At 58.2% G+C, this 18,313-nt stretch carries 16 protein-coding genes, 5 tRNA genes and 1 pseudogene; 16 read left to right on the forward strand and 6 right to left on the reverse strand.

From position 1 onward, the window contains the following. Positions 1 to 9: 9 nt before the first annotated feature. From HM1_RS07865 to HM1_RS07915, 11 genes are all read left to right on the forward strand, one after another. Positions 10 to 2,010: an ABC-F family ATP-binding cassette domain-containing protein gene (locus tag HM1_RS07865; RefSeq protein WP_041313574.1), complete on the forward strand. Its 2,001-nt coding sequence runs from the start codon at positions 10 to 12 to the stop codon at positions 2,008 to 2,010. A gap of 135 nt (positions 2,011 to 2,145) precedes the next feature. After that, positions 2,146 to 2,850 carry a manganese efflux pump gene (locus HM1_RS07870; RefSeq protein ID WP_012282825.1) on the forward strand — a complete coding sequence of 235 codons (705 nt, stop codon included), beginning with the start codon at positions 2,146 to 2,148 and terminating at the stop codon, positions 2,848 to 2,850. Between the two features lie 103 nt (positions 2,851 to 2,953). Beyond that, positions 2,954 to 3,556, forward strand: coding sequence for a dephospho-CoA kinase (gene coaE, locus HM1_RS07875; RefSeq protein ID WP_012282826.1), 603 nt, complete (start codon positions 2,954 to 2,956; stop codon positions 3,554 to 3,556). Next, entirely contained in the window at positions 3,543 to 4,121 is a 579-nt protein-coding gene (locus tag HM1_RS07880) for a lytic transglycosylase domain-containing protein (protein ID WP_012282827.1), read from the forward strand. Before coaE ends, HM1_RS07880 begins: the two co-directional genes overlap by 14 nt. 130 nt (positions 4,122 to 4,251) lie before the next feature. Then, entirely contained in the window at positions 4,252 to 4,980 is a 729-nt protein-coding gene (locus HM1_RS07885; protein WP_012282828.1) for a DUF421 domain-containing protein, read from the forward strand. Positions 4,981 to 5,175: 195 nt separating this feature from the next. Further along, positions 5,176 to 6,423 (forward strand): glycosyltransferase family 2 protein, encoded by a 1,248-nt coding sequence (locus HM1_RS07890; RefSeq protein ID WP_041315098.1) that lies wholly within the window; start codon positions 5,176 to 5,178, stop codon positions 6,421 to 6,423. A 169-nt stretch (positions 6,424 to 6,592) separates the two neighbouring features. Then, positions 6,593 to 7,051 carry a pyruvoyl-dependent arginine decarboxylase gene (locus HM1_RS07895; protein ID WP_041313580.1) on the forward strand — a complete coding sequence of 153 codons (459 nt, stop codon included), beginning with the start codon at positions 6,593 to 6,595 and terminating at the stop codon, positions 7,049 to 7,051. A gap of 108 nt (positions 7,052 to 7,159) precedes the next feature. Continuing rightward, complete coding sequence (gene speE / locus HM1_RS07900) at positions 7,160 to 7,999, forward strand: polyamine aminopropyltransferase (RefSeq protein ID WP_012282832.1); 840 nt, start codon at positions 7,160 to 7,162, stop codon at positions 7,997 to 7,999. A 68-nt stretch (positions 8,000 to 8,067) separates the two neighbouring features. Next, positions 8,068 to 8,144: transfer RNA gene (locus tag HM1_RS07905), tRNA-Asp, on the forward strand. Positions 8,145 to 8,148: 4 nt separating this feature from the next. After that, positions 8,149 to 8,224, forward strand: a tRNA-Phe gene (locus HM1_RS07910). A gap of 3 nt (positions 8,225 to 8,227) precedes the next feature. Then, a tRNA-Gly gene (locus HM1_RS07915) sits at positions 8,228 to 8,302 on the forward strand. Positions 8,303 to 8,394: 92 nt separating this feature from the next. Here the strand turns inward: HM1_RS07915 and HM1_RS07920 are convergent. Then, positions 8,395 to 8,634: a hypothetical protein gene (locus HM1_RS07920; RefSeq protein ID WP_012282833.1), complete on the reverse strand. Its 240-nt coding sequence runs from the start codon at positions 8,632 to 8,634 to the stop codon at positions 8,395 to 8,397. A 72-nt stretch (positions 8,635 to 8,706) separates the two neighbouring features. Here HM1_RS07920 and HM1_RS07925 point away from each other — a divergent pair. Together HM1_RS07925 and HM1_RS07930 are read left to right on the forward strand one after the other, a co-directional pair. After that, positions 8,707 to 8,782 (forward strand) — tRNA-Cys (locus tag HM1_RS07925). A gap of 18 nt (positions 8,783 to 8,800) precedes the next feature. Then, positions 8,801 to 8,887, forward strand: a tRNA-Leu gene (locus HM1_RS07930). A gap of 253 nt (positions 8,888 to 9,140) precedes the next feature. Here HM1_RS07930 and HM1_RS07935 read toward each other — a convergent pair. Next, positions 9,141 to 9,620 carry a TspO/MBR family protein gene (locus HM1_RS07935; protein WP_148207110.1) on the reverse strand — a complete coding sequence of 160 codons (480 nt, stop codon included), beginning with the start codon at positions 9,618 to 9,620 and terminating at the stop codon, positions 9,141 to 9,143. Between the two features lie 271 nt (positions 9,621 to 9,891). On the opposite strand from HM1_RS07935, the gene HM1_RS15945 reads away from it, so the two are divergent. Next, entirely contained in the window at positions 9,892 to 11,613 is a 1,722-nt protein-coding gene (locus tag HM1_RS15945) for a LysM peptidoglycan-binding domain-containing protein (protein ID WP_012282835.1), read from the forward strand. A gap of 90 nt (positions 11,614 to 11,703) precedes the next feature. On the opposite strand, the gene HM1_RS07950 is transcribed toward HM1_RS15945, so the two are convergent. From HM1_RS07950 to HM1_RS07955, 3 genes and pseudogenes are all read right to left on the reverse strand, one after another. After that, on the reverse strand, positions 11,704 to 14,478 hold the full coding sequence (locus HM1_RS07950; RefSeq protein WP_012282836.1) for a putative amidoligase domain-containing protein: 2,775 nt from the start codon (positions 14,476 to 14,478) through the stop codon (positions 11,704 to 11,706). Between the two features lie 347 nt (positions 14,479 to 14,825). Then, positions 14,826 to 15,023: pseudogene (locus HM1_RS16585) on the reverse strand (alpha-helical endospore appendage domain-containing protein); the annotation flags it as partial. Between the two features lie 250 nt (positions 15,024 to 15,273). Further along, the gene (locus HM1_RS07955) at positions 15,274 to 15,969 is read right to left on the reverse strand and encodes a peptidylprolyl isomerase (protein WP_012282837.1); all 696 of its coding nucleotides are present in this window, start codon (positions 15,967 to 15,969) and stop codon (positions 15,274 to 15,276) included. A gap of 138 nt (positions 15,970 to 16,107) precedes the next feature. On the opposite strand from HM1_RS07955, the gene HM1_RS07960 reads away from it, so the two are divergent. Then, complete coding sequence (locus tag HM1_RS07960; protein WP_012282838.1) at positions 16,108 to 16,623, forward strand: DUF4178 domain-containing protein; 516 nt, start codon at positions 16,108 to 16,110, stop codon at positions 16,621 to 16,623. A 69-nt stretch (positions 16,624 to 16,692) separates the two neighbouring features. Continuing rightward, complete coding sequence (locus HM1_RS07965; protein WP_012282839.1) at positions 16,693 to 17,361, forward strand: PspA/IM30 family protein; 669 nt, start codon at positions 16,693 to 16,695, stop codon at positions 17,359 to 17,361. Between the two features lie 61 nt (positions 17,362 to 17,422). Here the strand turns inward: HM1_RS07965 and HM1_RS07970 are convergent, their stop codons facing one another. Then, positions 17,423 to 18,154, reverse strand: a complete 732-nt coding sequence (locus tag HM1_RS07970; RefSeq protein WP_012282840.1) for a LysE family translocator — start codon at positions 18,152 to 18,154, stop codon at positions 17,423 to 17,425. Positions 18,155 to 18,313: the final 159 nt, after the last annotated feature.

The following is an 18,313-nucleotide window of genomic DNA, read 5'->3' on the forward strand; positions in this document are numbered from 1 at the left end:
ATGGAAAGAATGAGCAACCGGATCATCCTACAAGGCAAAAACTTGGCCCTCAATTACGGGGCCCGTCGCATCTTCGAGCATGTCACCTTCATCATCCATGAGGGGGACAAGGTGGGTCTCGTCGGACCCAACGGGGCGGGGAAGACGAGCCTCTTTCGCGTGCTCACCGGTTCGGAGGAGCCCTCGGAAGGCAGTCTCAGTTGGACCCAGGGCGTCCGTGTCGGCTACCTGCAGCAGGTGCGCACCCCGCCGGCGGGGCAGACGGTCTTTGCGGCAGCCCTGGAGGAACTGGCGGACATCCTGGCCATGCGCGCCGAGATCAGCCACCTTGAACAGGAGATGGAACGTCCTGAGACCCTGGCCGACGAGGGGGCGCTGGAAAAGGTCATGGCCGAGTACGCCGATCTCGTCCACCGCTACGAAGAGGGGGGCGGTTACGGCGCCGAGGCGAAGGTCCGCTCCGTCCTCCGCGGCCTTGGCTTCAGCGAGGACGACTTTTCCCTGCCGGCGGAGGTGCTCAGCGGCGGTCAGAAGACGCGGCTCGCCCTAGCCCGCCTGCTCCTGCGCCCCTATGACCTGCTCATGCTCGATGAGCCGACGAACCACCTCGACATTGCCGCCACCGAGTGGCTCGAAGACTACCTGCGCGACTATCGAGGCGCTGTTCTGGTCATCTCCCATGATCGGTACTTTCTCGACAAGATCTGTAGCCGTATCTTCCACCTGGAGCGGGGCAGCCTTGATGTGTACCCCGGGAACTACTCCCGCTTCTTGCAACTTTGCGAAGAGGCGCTGCTGGCGCAAAGACGGGCTTACGCGAAGGACCAAAGGGAGATCGCCCGCATGGAGGAATATATCCGGCGCAACAAGGCCGGCGTCAACGCCAAGCAGGCGAGGGGACGGGAGACGCTGCTCGCCCGGCGGGCGCGGATCGCCCGGCCGGTCGAGAGCAGGAGCCTGCAAGATCTCAAGTTTGTGCCCCAGACGTCCAGCGCCGAGCAGGTCTTGGTCCTTCGCGATTTGGCCGCCGCCTACCCGGGGAGGCCGCTTTTTTCCGGCCTTGACCTGACAGTCAAGCGGGGCGAGTGCATCGCCATCCTCGGTAAAAACGGCGCCGGGAAGACCTCCCTTTTTCGCATCCTTCTCGGCGAACTGCCGCCAGCCGGCGGCGATGTCCTCTTCGGCCTCCGCGTCAAGCCGGCTTACTATGCCCAGGAGCAGGAACACCTCAACGGCAATGACACGCTCCTGGAAGCGATCCGGAGCATGCGGCCCATGACGGAAGAACAAGCACGCACCCTCTTGGGGCGCTTCTTGTTCCGGGGGGACGATGTGTTCAAGAAGGTCGGGGTGTTGAGCGGCGGTGAAAAGAGCCGCCTCGTCCTGGCCCAGTTGTTTTTGACAGGCGCCAACCTCCTCCTGCTCGACGAACCGACGAACAACCTGGATATCGGCGCCAAAGAAGCCCTCGAAGAGGCGTTGGCTGATTTTCCGGGCACCCTCCTCGTCATCTCCCACGACCGTTTTTTCCTGGATCGACTGGCCGACCGGGTGCTGGAATTGGCCGACGGGCGGTTTACCCAGTATCTGGGCAACTATTCCGACTACCGGGCTAAGAAAGCCGAACAGGAGGGGGCGATAAAAGAAGCGGCCCAGCGCGCGGCGTCCCAGGGCCGGAGCGATGAACACAGGACCGGAAGCGGCGCTGGGTCAGCCACAAAGGTCAGCGGCGCTGCAGCAAGCCTGTCTGACGGCGCTTCCGGTGGGACCGCCAGATCCAAAGGGGCGAAGCTCACCAATCCCTGGAAACGGGAACAGGCCTTAAAGGAGGCCGAATCCCGCATCGCCAGCCTGGAGGAACGGCTAAAGGCCCTGACGGAAGCCTTGGCGGACGAAAGCACGTACCGAGACGGAGAGCAGGCTCGCCGCACCCAGGAGGCCTACGAACAGGTCCGCCGGGAACTGGATGATGCCTATTCCCAATGGGAGGCCGTCGTCGAATCGATGTAGTTTCGCCAGGGGAACTGTCGCCGGAACCCGGTTGAGCCAGTGGAACCCGGCTTCAGTCCTTCACTCCCTTGCAGTGGACCTTTTCCCGGGACCGCATAGTATATCGGGAAAAGTGCAACCTGGGAGGGACCCATCTTGGCAGCATGGTCATTGTTGGGGTTGGCGATCGCCTTGAGTTTGGACGGATTCGGGGCCGGTGTCGCTTACGGGATCAAGCGCATCCGCGTTCCCTTAGGCTCCTTGTTCGTGATTTGCCTCTGTTCCGCCCTGGCCATGGCGCTCGCCCTTCTCGCCGGTCGGGGGTTGACGGTGCTGATCCCCGGCGAGTGGGCCGGCAGGCTGGGCGGCGGCATCCTGATCCTGTTAGGCCTGTTTCAACTGTTCAATGTCGCCAGAGACGATCGTTCACAAGAAATCCTGGGAGCGGGAGCGGAGGCCGCCGCCACGGCGCCGGCAATCGAAATGGCAGCCGGTGAAAGGCTGGAGGTGAAAGCGGAAGAGGTGCTGTCCATCACCCTGCGGCCCTTCGGATTGGTCATCCAGATCCTGCGCGAACCGACTCAAGCGGACCTGGATCAATCGGGCGAATTGGGACCGCAGGAGGCCCTGCTCCTGGGCTTGGCACTGAACATGGATGCCATCGCCGCCGGTTTTGGTGCTTCCATGGTGGGCGCGCTGCCGCTCTATGCGCCGCCGGTGGTCGCCCTGACCCAACTTGTCTTCGTCTGTTCCGGCCTCTACTTCGGCCGGATGCAGGCTCGCTGGGCCGGTGGAACCTGGCTTGCCTATGGCGCGGGATTGGTGCTGATGGGGCTCGGTTTTGCCAAGATCCTTTCTTGACAACGTTGTGTCTCGGCCGAAGGGAAAAAACCGGGAGAGAAGGAGAGGCTTTTCCGTCTAAACCATAGGCCCAATGCATAAACATGGAAAGGGAGGCAGTCTCGTGAAAGTGATCGGTTTGACCGGGGGTATTGCCACCGGGAAGACGACGGTGGCTGCCTGTCTGCGCAGGTTCGGTGCCGCTGTCATCGATGCCGACGTGGTGGCCCGTGCGGTTGTCGAGCCGGGAGAACCGGCCTGGCGGGATATTCAGAACGCCTTCGGTCCCGCTGTTTTCCGTCCTGACGGCGCCCTTGACCGGGCCGCCCTGGGGCGAATCGTCTTTGCCGACCCGGCAGCGCGCGCGCGCTTAAACAGGATCGTTCATCCCCGGGTGATCGAGCGGTTTCAACAAGAACTGGCACAACTGGCTCGGCAAGGGGCAAAGGTGGCCGTCCTCGATGTGCCCCTGTTGTTTGAGGCCGGCATGGAGACGATGGCCGACGAGATCTGGGTGGTTGTCGTCGATGAGGCGACCCAGGTCCGCCGCGTCATGGAGCGGGACAACCTCGATGAGGCCGCGGCAAGGGCGCGCATGTCCGCCCAGATGCCCCTCGATCAAAAAATCAAGCGGGCCGACCGGATCATCGACGCGGGCCAACCCCTGCCGGACATGTTGACACAGGTTGAAGGGCTGTGGAAGGAGGCCGCTCGTGAAGCGGACTGAACCGATCAGGGTGCTGTCCATCCCCCGCTTGGCTCTTGCCGTCCTCTTCCTGGCCGTCGTAGGCAACCTCCTCTGGTACAGCCCTTGGGTGCAGAAAATTTTCTATCCTGTTCCCCATAAGACCCTGATCATGAAATACGCTTCCGAATACCAGGTGGATCCCTATCTGGTGACGGCGATCATCCGCCGGGAGAGCAAATTTCTGCCCTGGGCCGAGAGCGAGCGGGGTGCCAGGGGTCTGATGCAGCTGATGCCCCAGACGGCCGAGTGGATCGCCGGACAGATCCCGCTGCGCGGTTATTCGCCGGAGATGCTGCATGATCCAGAAACGAACATCCGCATGGGCTGCTGGTACTTGGCTAATCTTAAGCAGGAGTTTTATGGAAACATTCCCTTGACCATTGCCGCCTACAACGGCGGCAGGGGGAACGTGCGCCAGTGGCTTCGGGAACAAAAGTGGACAGGCAAAGAACAGACCCTGGAATCGATCCCCTTCCCGGAGACGCGAGCCTATGTGAAGGGCGTCCTTCACGATTACGCGATGTATCATCAGCTCTACGATTAGGGCGTTTTCGCCTTTCTGGCGAGGGTTACCTGAAAGGGGCAATCGTTGCCTGTGTTGGCGCGCTTCGCCGTTCATATTCGCATCCTACAAGGTCATAATAGTAGGGGTTTGAATGGACGGGGGTGCGCCTATGGAACTGCAAGAAGTGTGGGTCATCATCGCAAGAGCCCTCATCATTTATTTTTCCGTGTTGGTTATCATGCGGATCATGGGCAAGCGGGAGATCGGGAAGCTGTCGCCTGTCGATCTGGTGGTCGCCATCATGATCGCTGAATTGGCCGCCATTCCGATGGAAGACCCTTCCATACCGCTTCATCACGGACTGATTCCAATCGGTGTGCTGGTGCTTGCCGAAGTTGGTTTTTCCTATCTTTCCATGAAATCGCCCGTCACCCGCGACTGGCTGAACGGGTCGCCGACGGTGATCATCGAGAATGGGCGCCTCTTGGAGGGGGAGATGCGGCGGACCCGTTACAACCTGAATGATCTGCTCGCCCAACTGCGGGAAAAAGACGTGTTTAACATCAACGATGTAGAGTTTGCCATCTTGGAAACATCGGGGAAGCTCAGCGTTCTCCCCAAATCACAGAGACGTCCCGTCACCGCCGAGGACCTGCAGATTCCCACGTCCTACGAGGGCTTGCCTACACCGCTGATCCTCGACGGGAAGGTGGACTACCGCAACCTGCGCTCCATTCATTTGGATGAAAAGTGGTTGATGACAGAGCTGCAAAAACATGGCTTCGCTGCCGTCGAACAGGTTTTCTTCGCTTCCCTGGACTCCAAGGGGGCCTTCTATATCTGCCCGAAGGCGTCTGTCTACGGTCGAAAGCCAGAAAGGGCGCAGGTAAGCCCCTAAGTCGGAAAAGGGCATTTGCCGGGACGGGGGAGGGATGCTGTCGGAACGGTTTTATCGCCTCTACATAACGATCATTGACGGTTAGGTCTAGTTTTCGGTACAATTGCCTTTGGATGGTCGATGGTTTTTCCACAATCTGTAGCAAGAGACCCTCTTCCCTCTGTGAGGGCAGAGAAAGGAGAGAGTTGCCCTTTGATGTTATGGGAGACTCTGTTTGCCCAGAAGTACGACTTTATTATGGTTCCGTTACAGCTGCTGATCGTTTTTTGCACCGTCTACTACATGACCTTGTCCGTCTTCGGCTTCTGGAGGAAGAAGGAAGGACCGCCGGCGCCGCCGGAGAAGACCTTTGCCCTCGTCGTGGCCGCCCACAATGAGGAATTCGTCATCGGTCCCCTGGTGGAGAACTTGAAGAACCTCGACTACCCCAAAGAACTCTACGAGGTTTTTATCGTCGCCGACAATTGCACCGACCGGACGGCGGCCATCGCACGGGACGCCGGCGCCCAGGTCTATGAGCGCTTCAACCGCCAGCAGCGGGGCAAGGGCTACGCCCTGGAGTGGATGTTTGAGAAGATCTTCCGCATGGAGCGCTCCTTTGACGCCATCTGCATCTTCGATGCCGACAACCTGGTCAAGCCTAATTTTCTGATGGAAATGAACAGAAAAATGGTGGAGGGCCATCAGATCGTCCAGTGTTATATCGACTCGAAAAACCCCTTTGATACCTGGGTGACGGCTACCTTCTCCATCGCCTTCTGGCATACGAACCGGTTGCTCCAGCTGGCTCGGTACAACCTGGGTCTTTCCAACCTGCTCGGCGGCACGGGGATGTGCATCTCGACCAACCTGCTCCGTGAATACGGCTGGGGTGCTACCTCGCTGGTTGAGGATATGGAGTTCTCCATGAAGGCGTTGCTGAACGGCATCAAGACCTCCTGGAGCCATGAGGCCGTCATCTACGACGAGAAGCCGCTGACCTTTATGCAGTCCTGGCGGCAGCGCAAACGCTGGGCTCAGGGTCACGTCGATATCTTCTTCCGCTATTTCCCCAAACTGTTCTGGCGCGGTCTTACGACAGGCAATTTCTCCATGCTCGACGGCGCATTGCATCTCTTTCAGCCGGCGCTGGTCGTGCTGGTCTGCCTGTTCATGATCCTCAGCGTCATCGAACCGATCAGCCTCAGCTTCACCCAGCTGTTCAGTTCGACCATCCACCAGCAGGTCTGGATGTTCCTTTCCTACATTCAGTTCGCCTTGCCCCTTGTCGCGCTCATGTTGGACAAGGTCGACCGGCGCGCCTGGAAGTGGGTCCTCCTCTACCCCGTCTTTGTCTACAGCTGGGTGCCCATCGTCTTCCTCGGTTTCTGGCATCGCAACAAGCGGGAATGGAGCCACACCCTGCATACGCGCGGCCTCTCCTACAACGAGGTGATCAAATAGCCTGCCGGCAAGGTAAAATTTAGGCATCAAAACCGTTCCTGGGCAAGGGAGGCGCGCGCTTCCCTTGCTTTCAATTTTGATGCAAAATTATTGTTTATTTTTTCTGCCCGTCTGGTATAATAAACGGGGTTTGCGACCACATTAAAAACGAATCATTGGAGGTATGCTTATGCTGCCCGTGCCGAAGAAGTTTTTCATTACAGCGGCTGCTGCGGAAGGGAAAAGCAAACTGACGGCCTTCGATAACGCCTTGTTAAAAGCCGGGATCGGCAATGTCAACCTGGTTCGGGTCAGCAGTATCCTGCCTCCCGAGTGCGAGTATGCGCCCGACATGAAGATCCCTTACGGCGCGCTTGTGCCGACCGCGTACGGCTCCATCGTATCCGACATCCCCGGCGAGACCATCGCGGCGGCCATCGCTGTCGGCGTATCGCCGGACAGCTTTGGCGTCATCATGGAACTGACGGGCAAGTTCACCAAAGAAGAGGCGGAAGCCCGCATCACCCGCATGGTCCAGGAAGCCTTTGAGGTGCGGGGCATGGAACTGAAGGAGATCAAGGTCCAAGCTGTTGACCACACAGTGGAGACGATCGGCTGCGCCTTCGCTGCCGCTCCCCTCTGGTACTAATCTGTCCGCTTCCTCACCTGCCTGCATGTGGCAGGTGATTTCTTTCTTTTGCGCAGGAGAACATTTCTCAAAGGTAATGCGAATCGATTGGAAAGGGGCAATGACCACATGTCCTCCGGTTTTTGGTATACAGAAGAGCAGACGCCCAACCTTCGCTACAGCAGCAAGATCACCCGGACCCTCCACACGGAGACGACGCCCTTTCAGGAATTGGCCCTGATCGACACGGTCCAGTGGGGGCGCATGCTGGTCCTCGACAACATGGTCATGACGACCATCAAGGACGAATTCGTCTATCATGAGATGATCAGCCATGTGGCCTTGAACACCCATCCCAATCCGAAAAAAGTGATGATCATCGGCGGCGGCGATGGCGGCGCTATCCGCGAGTGTGTCAAACACGCCAAGGTGGAAAAAGCCGTGCTCTGTGAGATCGACAGCCGCGTCATCGAGACATCGAAAGAGTATCTGCCCGAGATCGCCTCGGCTCTCTTCGGTCATCCGAAGGTTGAGGTGCTCGTCGCTGACGGCGTGAAACATATCCGGGAGAACGAGAACGAGTACGACGTGATCATGGTCGACTCCACCGAACCGGTCGGTCCCGCTGAAGGACTGTTCGCCGCCGAGTTCTACCAGGCCGTTTATCGCGCCCTCAAGCCCGATGGCATCATGGTCGCCCAGACAGAGTCTCCCTTCGTCAACGCCGACCTGATCAGCCGCGTTTTCAAGGACATCCGTTCCATCTTCCCCGTCACCAAGCTGTACCTGGCCTCCATCCCGACCTATCCTTCCGGCCTGTGGAGCTTCACCATGGGCTCTAAGCAGTATGACCCGGAGGCCGTCGATGTGAGCGCCATCCCCGAAATGGAGACGCGCTACTACACACCGGCGCTGCACAAAGCCGCCTTTTGCCTGCCCAAGTTTGTGCAGGACCTGATTAAAGAGTAGGACAAAATTCCAGACGAAAAAGTATTGACGACAAGGGAGATTTACGATAGAATCTTCCTTGTCGGCACGGAGCAGTGGTGTAGAGGCCTAACATGCCAGCCTGTCACGCTGGAGAACGCGGGTTCGAATCCCGTCTGCTCCGCCATCTTGCCTCGGTAGCTCAGTCGGTAGAGCAGAGGACTGAAAATCCTCGTGTCGGTGGTTCGATTCCGCCCCGAGGCACCATCTGCGGGAATAGCTCAGCGGTAGAGCATCGCCTTGCCAAGGCGAGGGTCGCGAGTTCGAATCTCGTTTCCCGCTCCAGATTGCGCAAAGAAGGCCACCCCGGTGCAGGGTGGCCTTTCTATTCCCGGGAACGCCTTCTCAGCCAGCTTGCTCAGTTGGCGGCTAGGGGATCAGTGAACCTTGCGTCTGGCGACGATGTAATACTCTTTTCCGTCATGGGAGCCTTCGGTGTGAAATTTCATCCCCTTTTTACGAAGGAAGGTCAGGATGGAATCGGTCTGATGGGCGTCATTGGCGTCGACGGAGATCACCAGTTCATCGCCGTCGCGGAGCTGGTTCACATAACGGTCCAATCGGCGGATATCGTCGGGGTAGACGATATCACCCGCGTCGGTGGAGAAGTCGACCAAGCAAATCACCTCCTCTACTTTAGTCTCTCTTGACGAAAGGCTCTTGAAGCTGGTAAAATCTAAGTCGTCTATGACGGCATCGTCGAGTGGTAAGGCAAAGGTCTGCAAAGCCTTTATTCCCCGGTTCGAGTCCCGGGTGCCGTCTCCAGACATAGGCTATCGACCTGCCGGTGTGGCGGAATTGGTAGACGCAAGGGACTTAAAATCCCTCGGTCGCAAGACCGTGCCGGTTCGAGTCCGGCCACCGGCACCATACGTAAGCGGCAACGACCTCAGGGGCGCTTCCCTGGGGTTGTTCTTTTATAAAAAAATCGGAGAAAAGCCTCACCATTCTTGGCAGTCTTCCTTTACTACTGATTGTGCAAAAATGTACATTGTGGTAACATAGACGTGGGCACAACTTTAAGTTGCTTTGCCGCAAAGGTAAAGCAGACCCCCGGCTCTTTTTGTACTCAAGAGTCGGGGTTCTTTTTTATGAAAGGCCTTATTCATCCCCTTTTTTCCTGTCACCGGTTCAGGCGGTAAATCGTCCAGGCGAGGGCTGTGGCAAAGGTGGACCAGAGCGCGTAGGGCGCGAAAAGCAGCGCCGCCGCGCGGGAGTACGGCCAGGATACAATGACCAGCAGGGTTGCCGTAACAGCGATGGCCGCCGTGTCGAGGAAGGAATAGAAGAGGTTCCGGCTGAAGGACTGACCAATGTAGAAGAGCTGGTTGAAAAACCAGCTGGCGAGAAAGACAGCCTTCCAGGAGAGGCCGATGCGGCGCAGGCCCACCTTATCCCAGAGAAGCGCCACGGCGAGGGAGATGAGGGCGAAGATGACCATCCAGGCCATGCCGACGACCATCCCCGGCGGGGACCAGGAGGGCTTCTCCAGCGAAGCGAGCCATTTACGGTCCATCGGAAAAATCCAGCTGAAAGCGGTGAAGGCGACGTAGTTGAGAAAGAAAACGGCGACTGGTGAAAGTCGACCCATCGTGCTAGTCACCCTTTCCTCATGATGTGTTGTGGGTTGCCTTAGTCTTGCGCAACCCCTTCTCTGGATATCCCTGTGTAGAGGGCAGGAGGCGTTGCTGGTAAAAATAGGCTATGCTTCGGTAGGTTGCGTTACAAAAATGTAGAAATACCCGGCAATTCTATGTAAGTTATAAAAGTGGGTTGCATCATTTTATATTGTGCGTTATACTCCAACTCGTCTTTCTTTTCAAGTCGTTATCCCGATAGCGACTTTATTTTTTCGGCGAAAGGAGTGACGCAACATGAAAAGGAAGATCGCATCTATTGCCGCCAGCCTGCTGGCCGGCGTGATTTTCTTCACCGGAACCATCTCCCCGGCGGCCGCCTTCTATCAGAAGTTTACTACTGAACAGGCGATTGCCAACTACAACCAGTACCTGAGCACCTATACCAACACGGACGTTCCCCGGGTCAACCAGTACCGTCAAGCATACCAGAGCATCAAGGGCAGCTTGGCTGACCAACTGATCGAACGGGCCGTCTGGTACATGGATCATGGTTACACAGTCTATGGCCACCTCTATAAGGGGTACAAGGACTACGGCATCGTTGACTGTTCGAACTTCACCTCGCTGGTCTACAGCGATTTCGGCTTCAACATCACCACGACTTCTCGTGAGTACCATTCCGTCGGCACGAAGGTTCAAGGCGTCTACGCCGCCAAAGAGGGTAGCTACTGGACGATCAAAGGGACGGAAAACCTCCTTCCCGGCGACCTTTTCACCTTCTACGCCACTGACGCCAATGGCAACAAGTATATCAGCCACGTCGCCATCTTCATGGGCATGGTCAACGGCCAACCGCTGATCATCAACACCATGGACAAGCGGCCTACGGCCCTCGGCACCGTAAATGACTTCCGTTACTGGTACGGCAGCAACTTCTTCTCTGCCCAGCGGGTTCTGCCTGCCGGCTCCTGGACCCCCGGCCAGACCATCACCGGCCATACGGCCAAGCCGCCGGTCATCCCTGCCTCCTATGTGCTGCCTCCCCAGAAGCCTGTCGTGATGCCGAACACCACCACGACGCCGACTCCGACTCCTACTCCCGCCCCGACCCCTGCGCCCGCCCCGACCCCTGCGCCCGCCCCGACCCCTGCGCCCGCCCCGACCCCTGCGCCCGCCCCGACCCCTGCGCCCGCCCCGACCCCTGCGCCCGCCCCGACCCCTGCGCCCACCCCGACCCTGACGACGTCCCCCGGCGGCACTGAGGGACGGATTTATGGGCAGACCGGCGACACCAACACCTACACGGTCAAGGCCGGCGACTCCCTCTGGCGCATCGCCAACAGCCAGGGCGTCACGGTGACTGACCTGATGAAAGCCAACAACCTGACCTCCGGCACCATCTACCCCGGTCAGACGCTGCAGATCCCTGTTGCCGCTGCCGGTGAGTACCGTGTCGTTTCTGGCGACACCATGTGGAAGATCGCCAATAAGTTGGGCATCTCCTTGAACAGCCTCATCCAGGCCAACCCCGGTGTGGACGCCAACCAGCTCTATGTCGGTCAAGTCCTGAAAATTCCCCAAACCAGCCAAGCGCCGGCGCCTCAACCGGCGCCCCAGCCGGCGCCTCAACCGGCGCCTGCCTTGACCATGGCGGAACAGGTTGTCCAACTGGTGAATGCTGAACGGGCGAAAGCCGGTCTCAAGCCGCTTCGCGCTGACCACGCCACCCTGAACCGGATGGCCTATGACAAGGCGGTCGACATGATTCAGAAGAACTACTTCAGCCACACCTCGCCGACCTACGGTTCCCCCTTTGCCATGATGGACAAGTACGGCATCCAATACGGCTATGCCGGCGAGAACATCGCCAAAGGGCAGACCTCGGCTCAGCAGGTGATGAACGACTGGATGAACAGCTCCGGTCACCGCGCCAATATCCTGAGCCCCAACTATGACACCATCGGCGTCGGGTACTACCAAGGCGCATGGGTGCAGGAGTTTATTAGCGCGCGATAAAAACGTAAAAGAAGGCCGCAGCGATAGGAAAAGCATCCGCACAACCCATCTTAGGTCCGGGTTGAAGCGGATGCTTTTTTCTGCCTCGCCCTACTCCTCCCCAAATCCCGCCAACCGTTTGGCATACCCCAACAGCCGCATTATGCAAAGATTCCGCCGGCGGAAAGCCCCTATCATATGCAACAAATTGTCCGGCTTGGCGTTGATCTCTACGATAATGGGCGCATCGTTCCGGGTGGGGATGATGTCGATGGCCAGTTCTCCGAAGGGGCCCACCTCGCTCTCCAGAAGGGCGAGCACCTTCCGGCAGAGGGCGTCGGCGCGCTCCTTGTAGGCCTCCCGCCGTTGGACGCCCATGGACGCTTTCAGGATGCGGCTGGCCAGGAGGTCCCATTCCACGTTGCCGTTCATCGGGAAGAGGTTGTCGGGGGCGACCCGGGCGACCAAGCCGGACCGCAGCCAGAGGCCTTTGCTGTTTTTGACATAGTAAAAGCGCGTCTCTACGGGCCGGTCTTTGTAAAGCAGAGCCGGGATGCCCTGCTGGACGATGGCCTTGTTGCTGCGCGGGATCTCTTTAATAAAGGCGGCCAGTTCTTTCTCGCTGGGGTTGAAGGTCTCTTCCCAGGTCGTTCGTTCGTCCAGTTGTCGCCCCCGTGCGCAGATCCGGTTGTCGGGTTCGAATTGCAGTTTAATGACGTCTTTTCCCCTGAAGCCGGCAGCCGGCTTGATGAAGACGACGCCATGGCGGAAGAGCATCTCCAGGACCTGGCTGGCGTCGAGCAAGGGCTGCGTCTCCGGAAGAAAAGGCGCGATCTCAGGAGAACGTTGCAGCACCTTGTGGGTGACCAATTTATCTCCAGAGATCTTGAACAGCGACGGCGGGTTGATGAAGGGGATTTTATAGTGGTACTGCAAACGTTCGCGCATCGCGTTGGCGCGGTGCACTTCGGCGTATTCGTCGGCGAACATGCGGTCGTATATCACGTCCGGCATGGGAAAATCATGGGGTATCCACTGCGCATTCTCACTGCCGGTGGATACGTAGCCGCGGACAGAGCGTTTTCCGGGGACGATGCTGTCCACGTTAAACACATAGGCGCAGATCCCTTTGTTTCGGGCCAAGCGGATGATCCGCCGGTAGATCTTCGTCTGTCTGCCAAAAAACAATTCGCCGTGTTGGGTGCGGGGGCCAAGGATGCCGAGGAAGGGGCCGAGCCGGACTGACCGAACGCCGTCCCTTAAAAAACTGAAGTTTTGATTTTCCAGCGCGGGCAGCTGCAGCAGTTCCGCCGTTTCCGGGGAGATCTGCACATACATGCTCTCCGGATCAACCGCCGGCTCTACCTGTGCCTCGGCCACTGCGGCGCCGGCGCGAACCGACAGCAGTTCTCCCCTGCCGACACCCAGCTGGGAGCGGAGGGGAGCGCTCAGAAAAGCCAGCGCCGGTGTGGCGTAAAAGTTGTCCGGAATGGCGATCTGCCAGGCGGCGCGCAGGTCCGAATTGTCGTCCCAGGTTTGGCGGGTGAGGATCTGTTCAAACAGCGGGAGGATGATGTTTCGGCGGTCGGTGAAATCATCAAAGCGGGCGATCTCGTCGAGGATCCCTTTCACCTCGTCATAAAGCAGATCCGTCTTTGCCTTGTAGAAAGCCTCTTGCAGAGCAGGTGAGGTGAGGGGACGGGAGAGACAGAGCCGGTAGTTTTTGATGATGATCTTGACCCAATGGAGCACGGCCCGAGCGGTAGCGGGATTGACGATCCAACTGGGCGTCGTCAGGTATTGAAAACCATGGGGGGCGACGCGGAAGGCGCCCAACTGACCGTGTCTCGTTCGGTGCCGCCTCCGTCCACGGTGGGGATGTTCCACAAAGAGGAGGGGGAGACTCAGGTAGTTGTCAAGGACCCGGATCATCTCCAGGGTGGGCAAGATGCCAAAGTGGATATGTCCGCCCACCTGGTAGCCGGCAAAAGGCATGCTCCCGGCCAGCCACTGTACATTCCGGTAGGGGCAGGCCTGGGTGCCGACCTGCATGATCCGTTCTAGCGACGCGATGATGGCGTCGGGGTCATTCGAGGGGTCGGGGCGGATCTCCGCCAGAGGGAAGATCTTGTTGGCGTTTTCCAGGCTCCGGTTGTCACAGCCGATGGGCCCCTCCATGGGCCAAAAGAAGGATGCAGGAAGCATGCGCATGGTCTGCGTCTGCCGGAGCATGAATTCCACGTCACAGCCCAAGGTGAAGTCGTCCGGCAGCGGCGCTTGTTGGAAATCAAAGGCGAGGCGCTGTACGGCTGCGGGGTAGCGGGTGATCCAGTCCTCCTGGAGTCTTTCCCCGGCGTTGACATCGAGCACCACGAGCCGGTTTTCCTTGTTCAGCGCCAGATCGACCTGCCCCCAGCGCAGCCCCAGGGCGTAGATGGAACGAACCGCCAGGGTGACCATCTCTTCCGAAGCGGTCATCGGCGCATAAGACCAGCCGAAAGCGGCTGTGCGGATCGGATACTCCAGGTTCTGGATGCGTTTCGGCGCCGCCTTGAAGGCCGCCACCGCTTCCAGACCGATGATGCAAATTCTGTATTCTTCGCTGATGTTCAGCAACTGGACATAATAATCACTTGGCTGTTCCCGGGTGGAGGCATAATCCTCGACAACCCGGATATCTTCCCCCTGATGATGACCGTAGGTGCGCCCCAGGATCGGAAACAGCGTCTCCGGCGTCGGTTCCACCACGTCCGGGCAGGGGAGCCGGTTGAGCTGCAGCAGACGAATGGCCGTTTCCCTGTCTCGAGCGTTGAGCACAGCCTGGGGTGGATTCTTAATAGAGGAGAAAAGGCAGTCGCCTTCATGAGGCGGTTGGTCAGCAACCATGAACGATAATTTCCGACGAAAAAGCGCACAATGATCGGTGGGGAAGAATCAACCCTTTGCGCGAAGAGAGAGGGCGGAAATTGGCCGGAAGGAAATGCGGCATAGGAAAAGGAGGCATCAGAAAGCGAGGCGCCAGAAGACGAAGGATCGGGGAAAGCGGCATCGGACGGTTTGTTTTTCGAGGGAACTGTAGAAACCACGTGGCCCGGGGCGTAGGGGACCGTTGGCTGTGACGTCGGGGGAAGGGGTGTTCGTTCCTCCGGGCTGTCCCTATTTGCGCTCCAGCGAAGGAAGAGATCAAGCTTCAACTGCATAAGCACCTCCCTTTTGAGGAGTGCCGAGAGGATCTCGTGAATGCTCTGGTTCAGTTCAATGAACTGGTCGAGTCCAACATGGGTGTCTTTGGCGGCAGCCTGCGCCCGGGCCGCTTCGGCTTCGAGCAGGCGCGCTAGGCTTTCCTCTTCTGAGGCAAATGCGGCGATGAGTTCCCGGAATGCCGGATGGCATGCGGAATCACATGATTTGCCATGTTCGGGCGATTTCATTCGGCAGTCCCCCTTTGTTCACCATATATGCCGGCGAAGAGGGTGGGATGTCCCTAGTCAGGTCTTTTTTCCATGGGCTTCTTTATCCCATCGGATCGGCGATATGGGAGAGCAAAGAGCGGGCCTTGCTGTAAGACAGGCCCATCGGAAAGCGAGCGCCCTGCCGAAAAAAGGGAGAGTCCACCGCAGATGCGGTGAGCTCTCCCTTTTATGTGAAAAACCATGTTTGTCATCCCTTGCGGCCCGACGGTCACTTCTCTTCGATGATAACCTTTTCCATGATGATCTCTTCAGTGGGCGCGCTCCTCTCGCCGCCAAAGCCAGCTGTCACCGGCGTGTCGGAGATCTTGAGCACCGTTTCCATGCCCTCGATGACCCGGCCGAAGACGGTGTAATTGGGCATCTGGTTGAGGTTTTTCGCTTTTTCTCCGTTGCAGATGAAGAACTGGCTGCCGTTCGTATTCGGGCCGGCGTTGGCCATGGCGACAACGCCCGGTCCGTAGGAGAGTTTGGGCGGCAGTTCGTCGGCGAATTTGTATCCGGGCCCGCCGGTTCCGTTCCCCAGAGGATCGCCCGTTTGGATCATGAAGTCTTTGATGATCCGGTGAAAGCGGATGCCGTCGTAGTAGCCTTCGCGGGCCAGAAAGACGAAGTTGTTGACCGTCTTCGGCGCATCAGCGGCCAGCAATGCGATCTCGAAGGTGCCCCGATTGGTCTGTATAGTCGCCGTGTACTGCTTTTTCGGATCGATCTGCATGGCCGGCGGCGCTTGGTACTTGTTGTTCCGTTCAGCCGTGGACGGCTTGGGGCTGTCGGGTTTGGCCGGGCGGGTCTGTTGGGGCGGTTCTTGCGCCTTTTTCTGTTCTGGTTCGTTGGAGCATCCGGCGGTTGTAAAGAGCGCCATCATCGCCACGGCGGCCACACCCGTTTTCCACATTTTTCGCATGGTAACCCATCCTTTCCTGTAACATGGCGGCGTTTCTAGTATAATCGGCGCAAGCAGGGGGAACAAGTTGGGACAGCCTTCTCATAGAGTGTTTTCAGACGTCTTCTTTTATGAGAAGATGGTAGCGGAGGTGAGGCCGTGAGCCTTTTTGATCGCATGCGTCGGATCTTTGAATCGGAGACCAACGCCGGAAAGCCGGTCCTGCGAGAGCGCACGCTCTTCGACCTCGATGTAAACGATATCGTCTCTCTCGATCTGGAGGATTGGGTGATCGAGGGAAAGGTGACCTATCACAGTCTGCCCGGTGGGGTGATGTACTGGCTGAAGTCGGGACGTCAGCGGCAGGGGTTGCTGCTGGAACGCTCTGTGCCGGACAAGGCGGTGGTCATCACCCCCTTCGCCGGTCGCACAGACAACGTGAATGAGGTGAAGACCGAATATATCCTTGATGGGAAGCATTTCTTCCTCGATTATCATGGAGAGGGGATTGTGGACGCCCTCGGCCTGACGCCGGTCCGCACCGGTTTGGTCATGTACTGGCAGTTCGAGACGGATGAGCGCCAGATCTACCGGATCGAGTGGCAGGAAGGTCGCTTTTTCCATTATGACGGACGCTGGATCGACGCCTTTGAGGTATCGATCGTCGCCGGTTAAGGCGCCCCGAGCCAGCAGGGGATGCTGCCAGATTCACGATTGCAACATCATATAGGGAGGTTCCCTTGAATGAGTTTATTCAAACGGCTGAAAGACCTCACGTTGTCCAATATCAATGCCCTTCTCGACAAAGCGGAAGATCCGGTGAAGATGCTCGACCAGTATCTCCGGGACATGGAAGAGGACATTCGAGATGCTTCCGATGCGATCGCCAAGCAGATCGCCGTGACCAAGAAGTTTGAAGCCCAGTACCGGGAAGCGGAGGCGATGGTGCAGAAGCGGCAGGAAGACGCTGTCAAAGCGATCAACGCCGGTCGCGACGACCTGGCCCGTCGGGCGCTGGAAGACAAGAAAAACCATGAAACCCGCATGAATGAGTACAAGGCCCAATTTGAGACCCACTCGGCTACCTCGGAGAAACTGAAGCGGCAGCTGGCCGATATGCGCAACGAGTTCGATAAGCTGAAAGCACGCCGGGATACCCTTGTCGCCCGCGCCAACGCCGCCAAGGCGACCAAGCAGGTCCACGACCTGCTGGGTGGATTTGACAACCGGTCGGCGCGGCACGGCTTCGATCGCATGGAGGAAAAGGTGGCATCTTTGGAAGCCAAGGCTGAGGCGAGCAAGGAACTGTCCCGCGGTCCTTCCGCCAGCTTGGATGATGAACTGGCGTCCTTGGACGAGGGATCGGCTGTCGATGACGAACTGGCGGCGCTGAAGCGCCAACTGGGCAAGTAAGAGGCAAAAAGAGCCCCCTGTCCGGCCTATTGCCGCGACAGGGGGTTTTCTCTTGCCATCATCAGCCGGTCAAGGTCCAATATAAGGTGGCTAAGGCCAGGCCGATCATCAGGAGGCCGAAGGCTTTCTGGATTTTCGGAAGGAAGTGCATCTGCCATTGGAAAAAGCGGGTCCGAGCCAGCTTGGAGATCGCTGCAAACCAGATTTCCTGCCCGAAGAGAATACCAAAGATGAATATAAGGCCGAGAAAGGGCGAAGTGGAATTCCAACTGGCGACGGCGGTCGTGCCTACGCCGATCCAGAGGGTGAGGGTGAAGGGGTTTAAGCCGGTGAGGATCATGCCGTTTAGAAGGGCTTGCTTTTTAGAACAGCTGCCGGAGGCGCCGGAGAAGAGCGCTCTTAAGGGAATGGGGCTGCTGCTGTGGGAAGGTGTTGCTTCCGACACGGTGTCGACAGAACCGGAAGCGGCGCGGGCCACCTGTTTGCCGGGCCGGAACAGGGAGTAACCGAGGATCAGCAGGATGATCGTGCTGGCCAGTCCAAAGACAGTGCGGATGATCGGTTGTTGCAATAAGGGAACCAGCCCGAATTGGACGATCAGGAGGTAGAAACCGTCGGCGATGATCGCCCCTGTCCCGACGGCCAAGCCCATCCAAAAGCCATAGCGCATAGAATTGCGCAACACTTCGACGGCGATGGGACCGAGCGGCAAAGCTAGTGTGACGCCTAATAAGAGGCCGCTGAACAGCGCCTGGACCAGTTGCGCCGGCGAGGGGGGGAGTGCAAGTACCAAGCGATACAATCCTCCTTTCTCATTGCTTTACCAAATATGTGTATGCGCGGAAAGAATGATCAATTACCATAAAAATCAAAAGAAGGGGACCGATTTGACTTTTTTCAGTATAGCATAGGCGATCGCCTGTTGTCTAATTGAAGGTTCAGGCTTTGTACA

It is taken from the genome of Heliomicrobium modesticaldum Ice1 (genome assembly GCF_000019165.1).
In the GTDB taxonomy this organism is placed as follows: domain Bacteria; phylum Bacillota; class Desulfitobacteriia; order Heliobacteriales; family Heliobacteriaceae; genus Heliomicrobium; species Heliomicrobium modesticaldum.

What these genes read in the sequence shown, in the direction of transcription:
- HM1_RS07895 (WP_041313580.1), top strand. Translation starts at nt 6,593, where the DNA reads ATGCTGCCCGTGCCGAAGAAGTTTTTCATTACAGCGGCTGCTGCGGAA.
- HM1_RS07885 (WP_012282828.1), top strand. Translation starts at nt 4,252, where the DNA reads ATGGAACTGCAAGAAGTGTGGGTCATCATCGCAAGAGCCCTCATCATT.
- HM1_RS07950 (WP_012282836.1), bottom strand. Translation starts at nt 14,478, where the DNA reads ATGGTTGCTGACCAACCGCCTCATGAAGGCGACTGCCTTTTCTCCTCT.
- HM1_RS07865 (WP_041313574.1), top strand. Translation starts at nt 10, where the DNA reads ATGAGCAACCGGATCATCCTACAAGGCAAAAACTTGGCCCTCAATTAC.
- speE (WP_012282832.1), top strand. Translation starts at nt 7,160, where the DNA reads ATGTCCTCCGGTTTTTGGTATACAGAAGAGCAGACGCCCAACCTTCGC.
- HM1_RS15945 (WP_012282835.1), top strand. Translation starts at nt 9,892, where the DNA reads ATGAAAAGGAAGATCGCATCTATTGCCGCCAGCCTGCTGGCCGGCGTG.
- HM1_RS07965 (WP_012282839.1), top strand. Translation starts at nt 16,693, where the DNA reads ATGAGTTTATTCAAACGGCTGAAAGACCTCACGTTGTCCAATATCAAT.
- HM1_RS07955 (WP_012282837.1), bottom strand. Translation starts at nt 15,969, where the DNA reads ATGCGAAAAATGTGGAAAACGGGTGTGGCCGCCGTGGCGATGATGGCG.
- HM1_RS07890 (WP_041315098.1), top strand. Translation starts at nt 5,176, where the DNA reads ATGTTATGGGAGACTCTGTTTGCCCAGAAGTACGACTTTATTATGGTT.